Raw genomic sequence first — 17,599 nt, 5'->3', positions numbered from 1 at the left:
GACGGGCTAGCCCTTCCGGACGAGCCGGGTCTCGAAGTCGTGCTCGAGCGCCCGCCAGGCCTCGGCCTCGTTGTCGAACGGTCCGCTCGGGGCCATCCGCTTCGGGTCGGGGTTGACGGTGTAGTCGACGAACCAGCCGAGGGGAGTCGACGTACCGAGGGCCTCGTTGACGGTGTCGTCGCCGGCGTAGTCGGCTGCGTCGGTGAACAGTTCGACGGCGAGGTCGAGCTGGTCGCGGTCCATGCGGCGCGGGCCGTCGGCGATGTCCTCGGCGAGGCCGGGCAGCACGTAGACGTTGTCGTCGATCACGTCGAACTCGAGTGAGCCGTTGGTGGCCTCGGTGCGGACGTCCTCGAACGTCGACAGCTCGGCGAGATCGTGGGTGTTGTCGTCGGCGAGGAAACGCGAGAGCGAGCGCGCCGACGTGAACACGAAGATCTTGCCCTTGGTGCCGAGGAAGACCGGGTCGTCGCCGAGGTAGCAGCGCAGTGTCAGGTACTCGTTGCCGCTCGTGACGATCTTGATCGGGTCGATGCCGACCGACGCCCAGAAATCGTCGTCGTCGTAATCGTCGTCCTCATCGTCATCTTCGTCGTCGGCGTCATCGGTGGCGTCGTCCGCGGTCTCGACGATCTCGATGTCGTCGTCGTCCGGCTCGTCCTCGTCTTCGGCAGACGCGGCGGCCTCGAGTTCGGCCTCGGCGGTCTCGACGGCCTTCGCGTCGACCTTCGGCGTGGTGATGACCTCGTCGATCGCGTCGAGGACATCGTCCCAGTGCTTGGCGATGAGACGGCCGATGCGGACCCAGAGGTCGAGGCCCTCGCGGCCCTCGAAGTTGCGGGTGCCGGTGGTGACCGCACCCAGGATCGGGTTGCCGTTGAAGAACTTCGTGATCGCGGTCAGTTCGCAGACCTCGCCCAGGATGCGCACGATCTCGAGCGCGTCCTCGAGTTCGGCGATGACCTCGGGGGTCGGATCCTCGGCGGCGAGCTCGGGCACGCCCACCAGGTCGTAGGTGTGGCGCTCGTCGGGGATCAGCTCCTCGGCCTGCACGCCGACGATGGTCGGCCACGCCGGGTGCTCGACGAGGTCGTTGTCGTCGTTGGTGCGGATGAAGGCCGCCAGCTCGGCGACACCGGGCAGGACGTAGAGATCCTCGTCGAGACCGAGGAACGCCTCCCACTCGTCGTCACCCTCTCGCCAGCGGGGTGCCCACAGGGTGAAGCTGTTTCCGTCGGTGAGTCCGAGCTCAATCGGGACGATGTCTCCGGCCATGGGGACACAGCCTAGCGATTGATCGCCGTGGATCCAGTAGTGCCCCCACAGAGGCCGAACGCTCTTCGCGCCACGTTGTCATCGGGGGCGGAAGAATCCTTCGAAGGTCTGGTCGAGATTGGTCGTCCGAACCGGGGAGACGCCGACCGGGTCGCCGGCCTCGATCATCTGATCGTTGCCGATGTACATGGCCACGTGCCCGGACCACACGGCGAGATCGCCGGGCTGTAATTGGGCTCGTGACACGCGGATTCCGGCGGTGTCCTGATCCTGGGCCAGGCGGGGGAGTTCGAGACCGGCCTGCCGGTAGGCCCATCTGGTGAAACCACTGCAATCGAAACCGGCGGGCGTCGTCCCGCCCCAGAGATAAGGAACACCCCGCTGGCTCAGTGCGGCTTGCACCGCCGTCGCCGCCCGCTCGTTCGGCGCGTGGGCCACCGAACCGTCGGGAAGTGTGATCGGCACGCCCCCGGGGGCCGGCGACCCCGAAGGGTGCTCGCCGGTCGCCGAGCCGCCGGTGATCGTGACCGGCGCGGGTGCGATCCGCCGCCCGAGGGCCGCCATCGCGTCGGTGTCGGCGCGGAGGTCGGCGCGTGTGCGAGCGACGATCTCGAGACCGCGGCCGAGATGCTCGGCCGCCACCGGCAGCATCGTCAGCAGGCCGGCCGGGCTGAACAACTCGCTCCCGAACGCGCGGGCCCGACGTTCGAGAGAGTCCACCAGGCCGAGGAGTTGGGTCGACGCCGTCTGCACCTTCCCGCCGGCGCTCTCGACGAGGCGGGCGAACGCATCGGCGTCGTCGGCCAGCGTGCCCATGCTCTGCTGAAGTCTCCCCGCGGCGTCGACGGCCGCTGCCGCGCCGGAACCCTCCCAGTGTGTGCGCACCGCTTCGGTGGCGGCAGACGATCCACGGCGTGCGGCGTCGACCGCACCCGCGGCGGCACGGACGGTCTCCGCCGGGTTACCCGGGGCGAGGATGCCGGTGCCCAGTGCCGCAACGAGTTGGCGCAGGGGTCCGACGAACATGTCGACGTCGAGCATCAGAGGGTGAACCCCCGGTCCGCGGCCGCGCAGTCGCAGGCGAGGTAGGTGTCGTCCGCGCGGCGGGTGGCCGAGGCGATGTCTTCCTGCCGCGACGCCGTCGTCTCGAGGTTGCTCCGGTGAATCAGGAGGAACTCGACCACCGCGGCGAGAAACTCTGCGCCGATGACCCCGAACGTGATCGCGAGATCGACCAGAACTGCCTCGTCGCTGCGGGCCTGATCGCCGACCAGCACGCTCCCGGTGCGGTGCGTCGACGAGAACTCCTGCAGCGCTGCAGATTCCGTCATCAGTTCGGAGGTCCGGGCGGACCCGGGACGGGAGAGGTCGGCGGTTGGGGCGGTGGATCGCGGGCTCATGGGTTTTCGACGCGGTGGACGCCGGTTCGGTTCCATCGAGTGCGGACGAACCCCGCCGCCGGCGATGCGCGGTACCTCGATGCACACGCGGGTGGGGTTCAGGAAATAGTGTGGTCGCCATGGAACGCCTGATCGTCGACCATCCTCTCGCCGCCGCTCGTCTGACGACGATGCGGGACGAGACCACCGACAACGCCGGATTCCGTGCGGCACTCTCGGATCTCACCCAGATGCTGATCTACGAGGCGCTCGCCGGTGCGCCCAGAGCGGACGTGCAGATCAGCACGCCGCTCGTCCCGCACACCGGATCACGGCTGGCGAAGCCGCCGCTGCTGGTCCCGGTCCTGCGTGCCGGCCTCGGGATGGTCGAGCAGGCGCATGCGATGGTGCCGGAGGCCCGGGTGGGTTTCGTGGGTATCGCCCGCGACGAGGAAACCGCCCAGCCGGTGCCGTATCTCGAGTCCCTGCCCGAGGATCTCTCCGGGCTGCCCGTCTTCGTCCTCGACCCGATGCTCGCGACCGGCGGGTCGATGCTGCACACGATCGAGCTGCTGGTCGCGCGCAACGCCACCGACATCACCGCGGTCTGTGTCGTCGCGGCACCTCAGGGAGTCGAGTTGCTCGAGAAGGCGGGCCATCCGTGCCGTCTGGTCGTGGCCGCGATCGACGAGGGCCTCGATGACGCCAACTACATCGTCCCGGGACTCGGCGACGCCGGCGACCGTCAGTTCGGCCCGCGCTGAGGGAGACCCCGGGCCGTTTGGTTGCTGCGTTCAGCCCGGTGACGACCAGTAGGCGAGCATCGGCTCGTTCGCCAGTACCGAACCGCCCTCCACGATGGTGAGACTCGACGGGGACACCAGGTAGCGGACGGCTCCGTTGCTCGCCTCGAAGGTGTTGCCGACGCGGGTCGGGAACTGCAACTCGATGCCGCCCTCGGGAGCCTGTCCCTTGTAGTACCAACGGCCCGTCTGATTGCCGACCTGGCAGATGACCACGCGCGACCGCGAGGTCTGACCGATCGCGACCGCCGGGTCGTCGGCGGCGTTGCAGCGCGGTCCGGTGACGAACCCCTGCCAGTCCGCGCCCGCCACGGTGGGGGCCGGACGGTTCGGCGGCGGCGACGGCGTCGTCGTCGTGATGGTGGTCGGGGTCGGCGGCGGGGACTGCGTGACCGTACTCGTGATCGTGGGCGGCTCCGAGGTGGTGGAGCCGGCGGCAACCGTGTCGGTGGACTCCTCGTCGGCGGGGATCAGCAGGAACGCGGCCAGCACGCCCGCGACCACCAGCAGGACGCCGGCGCCGATGGCCACCAGAACCGCGGGCGACGTCCACGGGGAGCGTGGCGGTGGCGGCGGACTCTGCGGATAGCCACCGGGCCCGTAGGCGCCCGGGTACCCGCCGGGCGGATAACCGCCGGAGCCGTCGGGTGGGTAGGTCATGGTGCTCCTCGGGTTCTTTCGGGACGCGTCGGGGGAGAATTCGCCGCCGGGATCGGTTCTACAGTTCGCCGATGATCTGGGCGAGCAGTTCGCCCATACGCGTCGCCGATGCACGCCCGACCTCGAGCACCTCGGCGTGACTGAGGTGTTCGCCGGTCATCCCGGCGGCCAGGTTGGTCACCAGCGAGACCCCGAGGACCTCCAACCCTGCGGCGCGTGCGGCGATGGTCTCGTGCACCGTCGACATGCCGACCAGGTCGGCGCCCAGCGTGCGCAGCATCCGGATCTCGGCGGGGGTCTCGTAATGGGGTCCCGGCAGGCCGGCGTAGACACCCTCGGTGAGGGAGGAGTCGACGCGCCGGGCGATCCCGCGCAGGCGGGGGGAGTAGGCGTCGACGAGATCGACGAACTGTGCGCCGACCAACGGGGAACGCGCGGTCAGGTTGAGGTGGTCGGAGATCAGGATCGGCTGACCCACCGACATGTCCTCGCGTAGACCGCCGGCCGCGTTGGTGAGCACGACGGTGTGGACGCCGGCCGCCGCCGCAGTCCGCACCGGATGCACGACCCGTGCGAGATCGTGGCCCTCGTAGGCATGAATCCGGCCCAGCATCAACAGGGCTCGACGGTCTCCGACCCGAACGGAATGGATCACGCCGCCGTGGCCGGCGGCCTTGGGTGGGGTGAAGCCCGGGATCGACGACATCGGCAGCGAACGGATCGGTGCACCGAACGCGTCGGCGGCCGGGGCCCATCCGGAACCGAGGATCACGGCCACATCGTGTGCGGCGGCGTCGGTCTCGGCGGCGATGGTGGCGGCAGCGACGAGGGCCGCGGCGTCGGCGTCGGCAGTGGGATCCATGCGCCAACCCTAAACGGTGGCCCCGACGCCGGTGCGGCCCTGCGGCGGCGTGCGAGCGCCGCGCCGGGAGAGGACGCGCCGCGGAGCGATAAGGTCTGTTCATGCCATATCTCAACGAGGTCGGGGAGGTCGTCGAACTCCATCTCGGGGCCAAGGGCGCCGAGCTCGACGAGTCGAACCCCGAGAACCGCTTCCGTCTGGAATGGCTCGACGAGGTGGAACGGCTGCTCGCTGAGGTGAGCGCCGACCCGAAGCGTCCGCTGGTGCTGACCGCGACCGGCAAGTTCTTCACCAACGGGCTCGACACCGACCACATCTTCGCCGCGCCGGATCAGCTGCCCGCATACCTCGACCGTGTGCACGCGCTGTACGCCACGATCCTCACCCTCCCGGTGCCGACGGTCGCGGCGGTCAACGGCCACGCCTTCGGCGCGGGCGCCATGCTCGCCCTCTGCGCCGACCACCTGGTCATGCGCACCGAGCGCGGCTTCTGGTCGTTGCCGGAAGCGGCCCTGAACATGCCGTTCACCCGCGGGATGTCGACGCTCCTGCGCACACGACTCACCGACCGGACCGCGACCGAGGCGATGTACACCAGCCGGCGATACGGCGCCGCCGACGCGGTGTCCGCCGGCATCGTCGACGAGGCGGTGGAGGCGGATCAGCTGACCGCCCGCGCCGCCGAGATCGCCACCGCCGGTGCGGCGACGGTTGGACCCAACCTCGCGTTGATCAAGCGGGGACTCCGCGGCCCGCTGCTCGCCGACCTCGCCGTTCCGACGCCCGCCGGGGTCCTGTCGTGACCGGCGTGATGGCCGAGAGTCAGCCGGACGCGTCGAGGATCATCGATGCGTGGCTCGCCGATCACGCCCCTGATCTCGTCGCCTGGCGCCGTGACATCCACGCCCATCCCGAACTGTCCCGGCAGGAGGTGCGCACCACCGAACTGGTGATGGCCGAACTGTCGGCCGCGGGCCTCGACCCGCGTCGGCTCCCGCTGGGCACCGGCGTGGTCTGCGACCTCGGGCCGGCCGGCGAACCGCGGATCGGTCTGCGCGCCGACATGGACGCGTTGCCGGTCACCGAACACACCGGCCTCCCGTTCACCTCGACGGTCGAGGGGGCGTCGCACTCCTGCGGACACGACGCCCACACGGCGATCCTGATCGGCGTGGCCAAGCTCCTGGCCTCGGCGGGACCGCTCCCGGTGGGGGTCCGACTGATCTTCCAGGCGGCCGAGGAGGTCATGCCCGGCGGTGCGCTCGACGCCATCGAGGCCGGCGTGACCAGCGGACTCGGGCGCATCTTCGCCCTACACTGCGATCCGCGTCTACCCGTCGGCACCGTCGGCCTGCGTTCGGGTCCGTTGACCTCGGCAGCCGACCACATCGACCTGCAGCTCCACTCCGCAGGCGGGCACACGTCCCGACCGCACCTGACCGGCGACCTGATCTACGCGATGGGCACCGTTATCACCGGACTGCCCGGGGTGCTCTCGCGGCGCGTCGACCCGCGGTCGGGAACGGTCATGGTGTGGGGTGCGGCCAATGCCGGCAGCGCCGCCAACGCGATTCCGCAGGAAGGCCGGATGCGCGGCACGGTGCGCACCGGCGACCACGGCACCTGGGCGACCCTGGAGCCGCTGGTCCGCAGCGTCGTCGGTGAGCTCCTCGCGCCGCTCGGCGTGCGCTACGACCTCTCCTACTTCCGGGGTGTGCCGCCGGTGGTCAACGACGAGGTCGCCGTGGGGATGCTCGAACGCGCGGTCGCCGCGATCGGACCCGACGCCGTCGCCGCCACACCGCAGTCACCCGGCGGCGAGGACTTCTCCTGGTACCTCGAACAGGTTCCGGGCGCCATGGCGCGCCTCGGTGTGTGGGACGGTTTCGGCCCGCAGGTCGACCTGCACTCGCCGAACTTCGACCTCGACGAACGCGCACTGGCGATCGGTGTCCGCACCCTCGCGGGCGTCGTCCTCAACGCACGCAGCGCCACCGGCGAACCGCCGGAGCTCACGCCGCCGTTCGCGCCCTAGGCGTCGGGGTCCTTTCGATACGCTCGCAAGCTCGCTACTCAAGGAGCAGGTGAAGGCCGTTCGCGCCAGCTCGCTACTCAAGGAGCAGGTGAAGGCCGTTCGCGCCACCTCGCTACTCGAGGAGCAGGTGAAGGCCGTTCGCGCCCTGGGCGTCGGGGTCAGGATTCGACGGGCCCCGGCCCGGGGCCGACGTTGCGCGACTCGCGCAACCGCAGGTCCTGCACGTAGTCGGCAGGGGCACCGGCGATCTCCGCAGCCTCGGCCATGACGCCGAGGTAGCGGGCCGAGGGGAGCCCGCCCTCATAGGCATCGAGCACGTAGAGCCAGGCCAGCACAGGGCCGTCGGCGGTGTCGACGCGGGCGCGGATCTTGCGGTGGATACCGAGTTCGGACCCCTCCCAACGGTCGAGGAGCTCCTCGTCTTCGGTGGTCACGTCGTACAGGACGACGAAGACGCGGGCGTCGGGATCCTCGCGGTCCTCGGTGACCGTCGCCAGGGAACCCTCCCAGCCGATGTCGCCGCCACCGAAGGTCAGGCGCCATCCGCGTAGCCATCCCGTACCCGCCATCGGCGAGTGCGGCGCGCGTTCCGCCATCTGCTCGGGATGCATGTTCGATCCGTACGCGGCGTATATAGGCACGGATGGAGCCTAGTGGGTCGACGGCGACTCGGAAAGGCGACAGGCAGGGGCGAAGGAGTGGCGTACGACGCACGCGGGGCCACCACGTGGCGTGTTGCGGAACGATCCGGACTAGGTTGGTACATGGCGCGACACCATGTGACGGTCCGCCACACCAGAGCTACGCACAACCCCGCGGGGCTCGACCCAGTCGGATCTGCCGTCGGACACCACTGAAGTCGGACGCCCGTCGGTCCGGCGCCAGCCAGTTCGCCCATTCGACAACACCACATCGGGCGCGCGGTGCCCCACGAGGGCAGCCGCGGCGATACCGGTGAAGGACAGGAGTGCACAGTGACCAGGATCGTCATCATCGGCGGTGGCCCAGCGGGTTATGAGGCGGCGCTCGCCGCGGCCGCGTACGGAGCCGACATCACGGTGATCGATTCGGATGGCATCGGTGGCGCCTGCGTGCTGTGGGACTGCGTCCCCTCGAAGACCTTCATCGCCTCCACCGGCATCCGCACCGAGGTCCGCCGCGCCATCGACCTCGGCATCAACATCAAGGCCGACGACACCCTGATCACGCTCCCGCAGATCCATCAGCGCGTGCGCGACCTCGCCTTCGCCCAGTCCGCCGACATCAAGTCGCGACTCGTCAGCGAGGGCGTCAATCTGGTCACCGGCACCGCCGTGCTCGACGAGGCACAGGTCGGCGTCTCGACCCACAGCGTCCTCGCGACCCTCGCCGACGGCAGCACCCAGCGCTTCGACGGCGACGTCGTCCTGATCGCGACCGGTGCGTCGCCCCGCATCCTGCCCGACGCCCAGCCCGACGGCGAGCGCATCCTCACCTGGCGTCAGCTCTACGACCTCGAGGAGCTGCCCGAGCATCTCGTCGTCATCGGTTCGGGTGTCACCGGCGCGGAGTTCGTCCACGCCTACACCGAACTCGGTGTGAAGGTGACGCTGGTGTCGAGCCGCGACCGCGTGCTCCCGCATGAGGACGAGGACGCCGCCCTGGTGCTCGAGGACGCCCTCGCCGAACGCGGCGTCGAACTCGTCAAGCACGCCCGCGCCGACAAGGTCGTCCGCGACGGCGACACCGTCACCGCCCATCTCGCCGACGGATCGACCGTCACCGGCAGCCATGTGCTGATGACCGTCGGCTCGATCCCCAACACCGCGAACCTCGAACTCGAGCGCGCCGGTGTCGAGGTCGACAAGGGCGGTTACATCCAGGTGGACCGGGTCTCCCGGACCTCGGTGCCCGGCATCTACGCCGCCGGCGACTGCACCGGCCTGCTGCCGCTGGCCTCGGTGGCCGCCATGCAGGGCCGCATCGCGGTGTACCACGCCCTGGGCGAGGGTGTCAGCCCCATCAAGCTGAAAACCGTTGCGTCGGCGATCTTCACGCGTCCCGAGATCGCCACCGTCGGGGTGTCGCAGAAGGCCATCGACGCCGGTGAGTACCCCGCGCGCACCGTGATGCTGCCGCTGGCGACCAACCCGCGCGCCAAGATGAGCGGTCTGCGACGCGGCTTTGTGAAAATCTTCTGCCGCCCCGCCACCGGTGTGGTGATCGGCGGAGTCGCGGTGGCCCCGAACGCCTCCGAGCTCATCCTCCCGCTGGCCCTCGCGGTGCAGAACAAACTGACGGTCGGAGATCTCGCACAGACGTTCTCGGTGTACCCGTCGCTGTCCGGGTCGATCACCGAGGCGGCGCGTCAGCTCGTCCGTCACGACGATCTGGACTGACAACCGGCGAGACCCCACCATCGCGGTAGGGTCGTACCGATCCGCCCGGGACCGGGCGCACCGCGACGTGGGGGGAGATGTCGTGACGGGGCCGTTGTCGTGACAGGGCCGTTCGCCCAGAACAATCGGGGCGTGTCGAACGCGCCGTCCTTCGGGGGCGGACGCACCGATTGGGCCGGCATGGGCATCGACGAGATCATCGACACCCTCCGCACCATGGAACCCGGCCAGGCGGCCGGGGACGTCGAGACGATCCTCAAGGCGATCGACGCGGTGCGCCGCGCGTCGGAGCGGATGGCGGCGATGTTCGACGACGACCTGCGCGGCCGCGCCTCCGACACCGCCCTCGAGGCGGGGAAGTCGTTGTCCGACGCCATGCAGCGGAGCCTGGAGACGGCGACCGTGGTCGGCGAGGCACTGGGCAGCGCGGTCGGGATCGTCGGTGCGACACGGGATCAGGAAGGTCGGCTGCGCGAACTGCAGCAGCACCTCCGCGACAATCCCGAGGACGCGCCGATGGTGCGGTTCGAGGCGGACCGCACCATGTCGGGTACGTACTCGTCGCCGATGCAACGCGTCCAGCACTCGCTTCCCGAGCCCACCGGGCCGGACGATCTGGTCCGCGGCACCGGCGGCATGTCCGCCGGAGGTGGGTTGGGCTCGCGTCCCGAGACGCCCCGGGGTCAGGCCGCGAACACGGTCGACGCCGGGGACTTCGGCCGTTCCGGTGGCGGCGCGGTCCCGGTCGCGACCAACGGTGCGGCTCCGGGACCGGCGGGCGGCGGACCCGCCCCGGTCGTCACCCCGGTGTCGGCGTCGGCTTCCTCGTCGGGCTCGTCCGGCCGTGGCGGCGCCGACGACGACCCCGACGGTCTCCTCCGCGGCGGTATGGGCACCCCGGGCAGCACCCCGCACGGTTTCGCCGGCTCCGGCCGAACGGGCGCTGTGGACGAACCCCGTTCCGCAGGAGCGGGTTTCGGTTCAGGAATCGGCGGAGGGGCGATCCCGGTCGTCGGGCCACTCCCACTGTCGCCGTCGCCGTCGCCGTCGTCGCCGGCGGTTGCGACGCCCGCAGCATCGGCGCCGCCCGCCGCGACACCGCGTGCCGGGATCACCCCACCGGTGGGTCCGGCCGGCGCACCGCCCATGGGCCGCCGACCCGGAGCCGACAACGACAACCAGCACAAGGCTGCGCCCTATCTGCACAACCGGGAGCACGGCGCGGAGATCGTCGGCGATCTGCCACTCGTCGGGCCCCCGGTCATCGGCGACTGGATTCCCCAACGGGCGTCGACACCGTCGGAGACCCCGGCCTTCCGGCTGACTCCGGGGGAGGACCCCACCCTGCCGGGTCGTTCGCCGGAGACCTCCGACGCCGGCACCGCCGGCGGCGACACATCGTCGCCGGACACGAGGAGCCGAACATGTTGAGCCGGGTCGATCGGCTGCCCGGGGGCGTCGCCCGGCTCGCCTCCGCGGTACCGGACGAGGACATCATCCGGTGTCTGCACCTCCTCGTCGCCACGGTGATGGACGTGACGGGTGCGTCGACACCCGAGATCCGCGACGTGATCCGACAGTGGCGCCAACAGGGCAGCGCCGACCCGGCGGGGGTGGCTGCGTTGAGAGTGGTTGTCGCACAACATGACTTCGACTCGTTCGCGCATCAGCGCCGCGGCGACGTCGACGCCCAGCTCGACTGCTTCCGGCGTGCCCGGGCCCTCGACTGCGTCCTCGCGGCCATGTCGGTGACGACGACGGCCGAGGCTCCGCGGACCGCCCTGCGGGAGGCGGCCTACGAGGCTGCCGCAGCACTCGGCGGCAGCGCGGGCGTCGTCGGCGTCCTCGCCGACTTCGTCGCCTGAGTCACGCCGGACCGGTGGGTCACGCCAGGCCGAAGCTGTGCTCGACGGCCCGGTTCCACTCCGCGTACAGGCGGTCCCGTTCCTCCTCGACCATCGTGGGTTTCCACCGCTTGTCCTCGGCCCAGTTGGCGCGGATCTCGTCCTCGCTCTCCCAGTACCCCACGGCCAGGCCGGCGGCGTAGGCCGCACCCAGCGCGGTGGTCTCGTTGACCACCGGCCGCACCACGGGGACGTCGAGGATGTCGGCCTGGAACTGCATGAGCAGTTCGTTGACCACCATCCCGCCATCGACCTTGAGTGTGGACAGTTCCATGCCGGCGTCGGCCTGCATCGCCTCGATGACCTCGCGGGTCTGGAAGGCGCTGGCCTCCAGTGCCGCACGCGCCAGGTGGCCCTTGTTGACGAAACGGGTCAGGCCGACGATCACGCCGCGGGCATCCGAACGCCAGCGCGGTGCGAACAGGCCGGAGAACGCCGGGACGAAGTACGCGCCGCCGTTGTCGTCGACCTCCGCGGCCAGCTTCTCGACATCCGACGCCACCGGGAAGAGGCCGAGATTGTCGCGCAGCCACTGGATGAGCGACCCGGTCACGGCGATCGATCCCTCCAGCGCGTACCGCGCCTGCTGGTCGCCGATGCGGTAGCAGACTGTCGTCAGCAGGCCGTGCTCGCTGAAGACCGGCTCGGTGCCGGTGTTGAGCAACAAGAAGTTCCCGGTCCCGTAGGTGTTCTTGGCCTCGCCGGGGTTCAGGCAGGCTTGACCGAAGGTGGCGGCCTGCTGGTCGCCGAGGATGCCGGTCAGCGGGACGCCGGGCAGCGGGCCGTTCCCGCGCAACGAGCCGAATTCCCCGGATGAGCTGCGGATCTCGGGAAGCATGGACATTGGGATGCCCATCTCCTCGCAGATCTCCTCATCCCAGTCCAACGTCCGCAGATCCATGAGCATGGTGCGTGAGGCGTTGGTGACGTCGGTGACGTGCTGCCCGCCGTCGACGCCACCGGTCATGTTCCACGCGATCCAGGAATCCATTGTGCCGAAGCACAATTCGCCTGCCTCGGCGCGTTCGCGAAGGCCGTCGACGTTGTCGAGCAGCCAGCGCACCTTGGGGCCGGCGAAGTAGGTGGACAACGGTAGGCCGGTGCGTTCTCGGAAGCGGTCGGCGCCGACGTCGCCGGCGAGTTCTTTGCACACCTCGCTGGTGCGGGTGTCCTGCCAGACGATCGCGTTGTGGACCGGCTTTCCGGACTCGCGGTCCCAGATCACCGTGGTCTCGCGCTGATTGGTGATCCCGCAGGCGACGATGTCCTTGGCGGTCAGCTCGGCCGAGGCCAGCGCGGCGGCACCCACGCGCCGGGTGTTGCGCCAGATCTCGGCGGCGTCGTGTTCGACCCAGCCGGCCCGCGGGAAGATCTGTTCGTGTTCGAGTTGTTCGACGCCGACGACGCGTCCCTTGTGGTCGAAGATCATCGCCCGGGTGGAGGTGGTGCCCTGGTCGATCGCCGCCACGTATTTGCCTGAACTGCCCACGCCGTCAGTGTCGCACGCTGTGGTGCGGCCCGAGATCAATTAGGCTCGGCGAACATGAACACCGAGTTCAACCCGGACCGGCCGGCGGACATGGGCCCGCTCTACCGAGCCGAAGCGTGGCGACGTCTCGGTGAGGAACAGTTCGACGTCGTCGTGATCGGCGGCGGGGTGGTCGGCGTGGGTGCCGCACTCGACGCCGCCACGCGCGGTCTGCGAGTGGCGCTGGTCGAGGCCCGCGACATCGCCTCGGGGACGTCGAGCCGGTCGTCGAAGATGTTCCACGGCGGCCTGCGCTACCTGGAACAACTCGAATTCGGGCTGGTGCGTGAGGCACTCAAGGAGCGCGAGCTCTCGCTGCGGCTGCTGGCCCCGCACCTGGTGAAGCCCCTGCCGTTCCTCTACCCGCTGACGCAGCGGGTCTGGGAACGGCCCTACGTCGCGGCGGGGATCTTCCTCTACGACCGCATGGGCGGCGCGAAATCGGTGCCCGGGCAGAAGCATGTGACCCGCTCGGGTGCCCTGCGCGTGGCCCCCGCGCTCAAGCGCAGCTCGCTCATCGGCGGAATCCGGTACTACGACACGGTTGTCGACGACGCGCGGCACAGCCTCACGGTGGCCCGCACCGCGGCCAACTACGGCGCGGTCATCCGCACCTCGACGCAGGTGATCGGCTTCCTCCGCGAATCCGATCGTGTTCTCGGGGTCCGTGTGCGCGACACCGAGAACGGCGACGTCACCGAGGTGCGGGCCCACTGTGTCATCAACGCCGCCGGGGTGTGGACCGACGAGGTGCAGGCATTGTCCAAGCAGCGCGGGCACTTCAAGGTGCGCGCGTCGAAAGGCGTGCACATCGTGGTGCCGCGCGACCGGATCGTCAGCGAGACCGCGATCATCCTGCGCACCGCAAACTCGGTGCTGTTCGTCATCCCGTGGGAGACGCACTGGATCATCGGCACCACCGACACCGACTGGAACCTCGACCTCGCGCATCCGGCCGCCACCCGGGCCGACATCGACTACATCCTCGAACGCGTCAACGAGGTGCTGGTCACCAAACTGAACCACGACGACATCGAAGGCGTCTACGCCGGCCTTCGACCGCTGCTGGCGGGTGAGGACGACGAGACGTCGAAGCTCTCGCGCGAGCACGCCGTGGCCACCGTGGCGCCGGGTCTGGTGTCGATCGCGGGCGGCAAGTACACCACCTACCGGGTCATGGCCGCCGACGCCGTCGACGCGTGCAACGACTTCATCCCCACCCGGGTGGCGCCGTCGATCACCGAGCGGGTGCCGCTGCTCGGTGCGGACGGCTACTTCGCGCTGATCAACCAGTGCGAGCATCTCGGGCAGCGATACGGCTTGCACCCGTATCGGATTCGGCGACTCCTCAACCGCTACGGCTCGCTCATCGACGACGTGCTCTACTACGCCCAGGAAGACAGGTCGCTGCTCGCGCCGCTGGCTGCTGCGCCGCAGTACCTGCGCGTCGAAGTGGTCTACGCCGCGATCGACGAGGCCGCACTGCATCTCGAAGACGTCCTGGCCCGGCGGACCCGCATCGCGATCGAGTACTCACACCGCGGCGTCGACTGCGCCGACGAGGTCGCGGACCTGCTCGCACCGATCCTGGACTGGACCACCGAACAACGCGACTTCGAGGTCGCGACCTACATCGCCCGGGTCGAGGCCGAGGTTGCCTCGCAGCAACAGCCCGACGACGACTCCGCCGACGCACTGCGCGCCGCCGCCCCCGAGGCGCGGTCGGAGATCCTGGAACCGGTGCCCGTCCCCGAGTGAGATCGTCGGACCCACCGGTTCGGTGACCTTGTGTCCCGGACAGGTGGGTCGTTGGTCTCTGTTCGATCCCACTGTCCCGCGGCAGGATCGAGAGTGGGGGAGAGAAGGGACTGGTCATGACAGAGACTCCGGTTCAGGTCCTCGGCCCGCACGAGGCGTGGGAACTGCTCGGCTCCGCCGAGTTGGGTCGTATCGCGTTGAGCGTCAACGGTTCACCCGATATCTTCCCCGTCAACTATCATGCCGCGGACGGCAAGATCACCCTGCGCACCGGCGAGGGGACGAAGCTCTCCGAACTCGTCGTGAACGACCGGGTGGCGTTCGAGACCGACGCCCACACCGACACCGGCGGCTGGAGCGTCGTCGCCAAGGGAACGGCCCGCATCCTGACGTCGTTCGGCGACATCGAGGCGGCCGACAAGCTGCCCCTGCGTCCGTGGATCGCGACGGTGAAATACAACTACGTGGAGATCGCCGTCGACGAGATCACCGCGCGCCGCTTCGAATTCGGTCCCGAGCCCGAGCGGTATCCCGTCTGACGCCGCTTCGCAAACCCACCCTTTTTCGGCAAACCCAGCACCCGGGCAGGTGCTGGGTTTGCCGAGGAAGGGTGGGTTTGCGGACGGTCTCAGTACTCGCGAAGGTGCTCGCGCAACGTGGTGCCGGTGTAGCGCTCACGGTATCGACCGCGGCGCTGGAGTTCGGGAACGACCCAGTCGACGAACTCCTCGTAGCATCCGGGCGTGAACGTCGTCGCGAGCATGAACCCGTCGGCGCCGCCCTCGTCGAGGTAGACCTCCATCTGGTCCACGATGTCGGCCGCAGTTCCCACCGCAACCGGCATGCCCATGCCCTGGGCGTAGATCAGTGCCGCTTCGCGGACCGTCACGGGTGCGCCGTCCTTGGCGTACAGGATCGACTCGAACAACCCCTGGATACCCGGGACCTCGATGTCGGCGACGTTGTCGTCCAGCGAGTACTGCGAGAAGTCGATTCCGAAGTGACCCGAGATCCAGGCGAGGGCACCCTCCGGCGGGATGCATTCCTTGATCCGTTCGAACTTGTCCTCGGCTTCGGCGCGAGACTCGCCGACGACGGTCTGGAGACCGAAAATCCGCTTCACACTGCCCGGTTCGCGTCCGAAGCGTTCGGTGGCCCGCTGTTCCAGGTCGGCCGAGTACTCCTTCATCCTCGCGATGGTCGGGTGTACGGCGAAGACCGCCTCGGCGTGCTTGGCCGCGAAGTCTCGTCCGCGATCGGACGAGCCGGCCTGCCAGAGGACGGGATGTTTCTGCGGCGACGGAGCGACGAAGTGCCGCGCCTTCGAGCGGAAGTATTCACCCTCGTGATCGACCTCGTGGATCTTGGCGGGGTCGCCGTAGATCCCCGACGCCTTGTCGGCGATGATCGCGTCGTCGTCCCAGGAGTCCCAGAGCTTGTAGCAGAGCTCCATGTACTCCTCGAGCCGCTCGTAGCGATCCCCCCGTTCGCGGCCATCGATGCCGTACGCGTTCCATTCCCCATGGGAGAACGACGATACGATGTTCCACGCGATGCGACCGTTCGACTGGTAGTCCAGCGACGACAGCCGTCGACTCATCGAGTAGGGGTGCTCGAACGCGGTCGACAAGGTGACACCGATACCGAGCCGTTCGGTCACCGTCGCGATCGCGGGGACGATCGTCGACGGCTCGTTGCACGGGAACTGGACGGCGTACTTGACGCTCGCATCCGACGAGTTCTGGTACGTCGTGTACGGCGCGAGCTGGTCCGCGATGAAGATCGCGTCGAAGAGTCCGCGTTCCAGGACGCGACCTATGTGCTGCCAGTAGTCGTACTTCCCGAAGTCCCAGTTGACCTTGTCGCGCGGATGGCGCCACATGCCCGTCGCGTGACTGTTGAAGCCGTTCTGCATGAAGCCCAGCAGATGGGCTTTCTTCTTCTCTGCCATGGGTCCTTCCGTGAGCCGATGTACCGCTCATCGGGTACATGCTCGGTGATGGGGGTCGGTCTGTCGCGGATTCGTCGGTCCGCGATGTGAAGCGTTGTGGACGAATGTCACTGCAGCGGAAGGAGTCCGCCCTTCACGCTCGGATCTGTTGCCAGGAACTCCTGGACAGCAGGATCTTTGAACGCCTTGACCAGGTTCTTGATGTTCTCGGTATCGGCCCACCGGCTGCCGATGGTCAGCTGACCGGCGAACTCGTCCGGTGGCGGCGGAGCGAAGATCTGGTAGCGTTCGGGCACTTTCGCAGCTTGGTAGAAGTAGGTGTAACCGACCGCGGCATCCAGATCGGGCAGCGAACGCGACTGGGCGGCAAAGTCGAGAAGAAGGAACTTCAAGTTCTTCGGGTTCTCGAGGATGTCCTTCTGGGTGACACGCCACTTCTCGGCGTCGGGGTTGAGCTTGATCAGGCCGGCGCGCTCCAGCAGCCACAATCCCTGCGCCTCGTTGGCGGGATCGGAGTACAGAGAGACGGTGGCGCCATCGGGCAGCTGGGCGGGGTCGGTGTACTTCTGCGACCAGATGCCGAATCCCCATCGGAACACCGGGGTCACCGCGACCTCTTCGAAGTCAGGGTTGGCCTCGAGAACCTGCTTGAGCCACAGTTTGTGCTGGTAGAGCGTTCCCGCGAACTCGCCGTCGCTCACCGCGCGGTTGATGGTGGTGCTGTCGGAGAGGCCGCGATTGGCGACCTTGATTCCGTACTTCGGTGCGACGTTCTCGGCGATGAACTCGACGAGGGCCTGTTCACCGGCGCATCCCTCGTCGGTGGCGATCACCAATGTGGCCCCAGGAATCTCGTTCGGAGATTTATCGTCGTTGCCCAGCGCAAAACTCGCCGCCACCACTACGGCGACAACCACCGCGAGGGACAACGCGATCCAGATCCAGGGCGGACGGCGTCTGATCTCGAATCCGGGGTCGTCACCGCGCGCGGCGTCCTGGGTAGGAGTGGTGGTCATCGGTATCCCTTTCGGCGGGTAGCCATGCACAGTCGTAGGTCGCACGCCGG

At 68.8% G+C, this 17,599-nt stretch carries 17 protein-coding genes; 8 read left to right on the top strand and 9 right to left on the bottom strand.

Going from position 1 to position 17,599, the window contains the following annotated elements; all coding sequences use genetic code 11:
* Nucleotides 1–6 precede the first annotated feature (6 nt).
* The 3 genes from GONAM_RS06255 to GONAM_RS06245 all read right to left on the bottom strand — a co-directional run bounded on the left by GONAM_RS06255 (nucleotide 7) and on the right by GONAM_RS06245 (nucleotide 2,606).
* Nucleotides 7–1,275, bottom strand: a complete 1,269-nt coding sequence (locus GONAM_RS06255) for a SatS C-terminal domain-containing protein (protein ID WP_006865928.1) — start codon at nucleotides 1,273–1,275, stop codon at nucleotides 7–9.
* A gap of 78 nt (nucleotides 1,276–1,353) precedes the next feature.
* Complete coding sequence (locus GONAM_RS06250) at nucleotides 1,354–2,316, bottom strand: C40 family peptidase (protein WP_006865927.1); 963 nt, start codon at nucleotides 2,314–2,316, stop codon at nucleotides 1,354–1,356.
* The gene (locus GONAM_RS06245) at nucleotides 2,316–2,606 is read right to left on the bottom strand and encodes a type VII secretion target (RefSeq protein WP_083876386.1); all 291 of its coding nucleotides are present in this window, start codon (nucleotides 2,604–2,606) and stop codon (nucleotides 2,316–2,318) included. Before GONAM_RS06245 ends, GONAM_RS06250 begins: the two co-directional genes overlap by 1 nt.
* A gap of 188 nt (nucleotides 2,607–2,794) precedes the next feature.
* On the opposite strand from GONAM_RS06245, the gene upp reads away from it, so the two are divergent.
* The gene (gene upp, locus GONAM_RS06240; protein ID WP_040535619.1) at nucleotides 2,795–3,418 is read left to right on the top strand and encodes a uracil phosphoribosyltransferase; all 624 of its coding nucleotides are present in this window, start codon (nucleotides 2,795–2,797) and stop codon (nucleotides 3,416–3,418) included.
* 30 nt (nucleotides 3,419–3,448) lie between these two features.
* Here upp and GONAM_RS06235 read toward each other — a convergent pair whose 3' ends face one another.
* Together GONAM_RS06235 and GONAM_RS06230 are read right to left on the bottom strand one after the other, a co-directional pair.
* Nucleotides 3,449–4,117: a hypothetical protein gene (locus tag GONAM_RS06235; protein ID WP_006865924.1), complete on the bottom strand. Its 669-nt coding sequence runs from the start codon at nucleotides 4,115–4,117 to the stop codon at nucleotides 3,449–3,451.
* A gap of 58 nt (nucleotides 4,118–4,175) precedes the next feature.
* Nucleotides 4,176–4,979 (bottom strand): purine-nucleoside phosphorylase, encoded by an 804-nt coding sequence (locus GONAM_RS06230; RefSeq protein WP_006865923.1) that lies wholly within the window; start codon nucleotides 4,977–4,979, stop codon nucleotides 4,176–4,178.
* A 101-nt stretch (nucleotides 4,980–5,080) separates the two neighbouring features.
* Here GONAM_RS06230 and GONAM_RS06225 point away from each other — a divergent pair, with 101 nt between their 5' ends.
* Both GONAM_RS06225 and GONAM_RS06220 read left to right on the top strand, forming a co-directional pair.
* The gene (locus tag GONAM_RS06225; RefSeq protein WP_006865922.1) at nucleotides 5,081–5,782 is read left to right on the top strand and encodes an enoyl-CoA hydratase/isomerase family protein; all 702 of its coding nucleotides are present in this window, start codon (nucleotides 5,081–5,083) and stop codon (nucleotides 5,780–5,782) included.
* 8 nt (nucleotides 5,783–5,790) lie between these two features.
* Complete coding sequence (locus GONAM_RS06220; RefSeq protein WP_040535617.1) at nucleotides 5,791–7,014, top strand: amidohydrolase; 1,224 nt, start codon at nucleotides 5,791–5,793, stop codon at nucleotides 7,012–7,014.
* Nucleotides 7,015–7,172: 158 nt separating this feature from the next.
* On the opposite strand, the gene GONAM_RS06215 is transcribed toward GONAM_RS06220, so the two are convergent.
* Nucleotides 7,173–7,655, bottom strand: coding sequence for a gamma-glutamylcyclotransferase family protein (locus tag GONAM_RS06215; RefSeq protein WP_040535567.1), 483 nt, complete (start codon nucleotides 7,653–7,655; stop codon nucleotides 7,173–7,175).
* A 333-nt stretch (nucleotides 7,656–7,988) separates the two neighbouring features.
* Between GONAM_RS06215 and GONAM_RS06210 the strand changes: the two genes are divergently transcribed.
* The 3 genes from GONAM_RS06210 to GONAM_RS06200 all read left to right on the top strand — a co-directional run bounded on the left by GONAM_RS06210 (nucleotide 7,989) and on the right by GONAM_RS06200 (nucleotide 11,257).
* Nucleotides 7,989–9,392, top strand: a complete 1,404-nt coding sequence (locus tag GONAM_RS06210; RefSeq protein ID WP_006865919.1) for an NAD(P)H-quinone dehydrogenase — start codon at nucleotides 7,989–7,991, stop codon at nucleotides 9,390–9,392.
* Nucleotides 9,393–9,524: 132 nt separating this feature from the next.
* Nucleotides 9,525–10,823 carry a hypothetical protein gene (locus GONAM_RS06205; RefSeq protein ID WP_245548581.1) on the top strand — a complete coding sequence of 433 codons (1,299 nt, stop codon included), beginning with the start codon at nucleotides 9,525–9,527 and terminating at the stop codon, nucleotides 10,821–10,823.
* Nucleotides 10,817–11,257: a hypothetical protein gene (locus GONAM_RS06200; protein ID WP_006865917.1), complete on the top strand. Its 441-nt coding sequence runs from the start codon at nucleotides 10,817–10,819 to the stop codon at nucleotides 11,255–11,257. Before GONAM_RS06205 ends, GONAM_RS06200 begins: the two co-directional genes overlap by 7 nt.
* A 19-nt stretch (nucleotides 11,258–11,276) precedes the next feature.
* Here GONAM_RS06200 and glpK read toward each other — a convergent pair whose 3' ends face one another.
* The gene (gene glpK / locus GONAM_RS06195; RefSeq protein WP_006865916.1) at nucleotides 11,277–12,764 is read right to left on the bottom strand and encodes a glycerol kinase GlpK; all 1,488 of its coding nucleotides are present in this window, start codon (nucleotides 12,762–12,764) and stop codon (nucleotides 11,277–11,279) included.
* A 75-nt stretch (nucleotides 12,765–12,839) separates the two neighbouring features.
* Between glpK and glpD the strand changes: the two genes are divergently transcribed.
* A complete protein-coding gene (glpD, locus tag GONAM_RS06190) occupies nucleotides 12,840–14,582 on the top strand; it encodes a glycerol-3-phosphate dehydrogenase (RefSeq protein ID WP_006865915.1) in 1,743 nt (580 codons plus the stop codon).
* 116 nt (nucleotides 14,583–14,698) lie between these two features.
* Entirely contained in the window at nucleotides 14,699–15,121 is a 423-nt protein-coding gene (locus GONAM_RS06185; protein WP_006865914.1) for a pyridoxamine 5'-phosphate oxidase family protein, read from the top strand.
* Between the two features lie 89 nt (nucleotides 15,122–15,210).
* On the opposite strand, the gene GONAM_RS06180 is transcribed toward GONAM_RS06185, so the two are convergent.
* On the bottom strand, nucleotides 15,211–16,533 hold the full coding sequence (locus GONAM_RS06180) for an LLM class flavin-dependent oxidoreductase (protein WP_006865913.1): 1,323 nt from the start codon (nucleotides 16,531–16,533) through the stop codon (nucleotides 15,211–15,213).
* Nucleotides 16,534–16,640: 107 nt separating this feature from the next.
* Complete coding sequence (locus GONAM_RS06175) at nucleotides 16,641–17,549, bottom strand: MetQ/NlpA family ABC transporter substrate-binding protein (protein WP_006865912.1); 909 nt, start codon at nucleotides 17,547–17,549, stop codon at nucleotides 16,641–16,643.
* Nucleotides 17,550–17,599: the final 50 nt, after the last annotated feature.

The organism is Gordonia namibiensis NBRC 108229, assembly GCF_000298235.1.
In the GTDB taxonomy this organism is placed as follows: domain Bacteria; phylum Actinomycetota; class Actinomycetes; order Mycobacteriales; family Mycobacteriaceae; genus Gordonia; species Gordonia namibiensis.
This window is presented reverse-complemented; position numbering and strand designations above follow the sequence as displayed.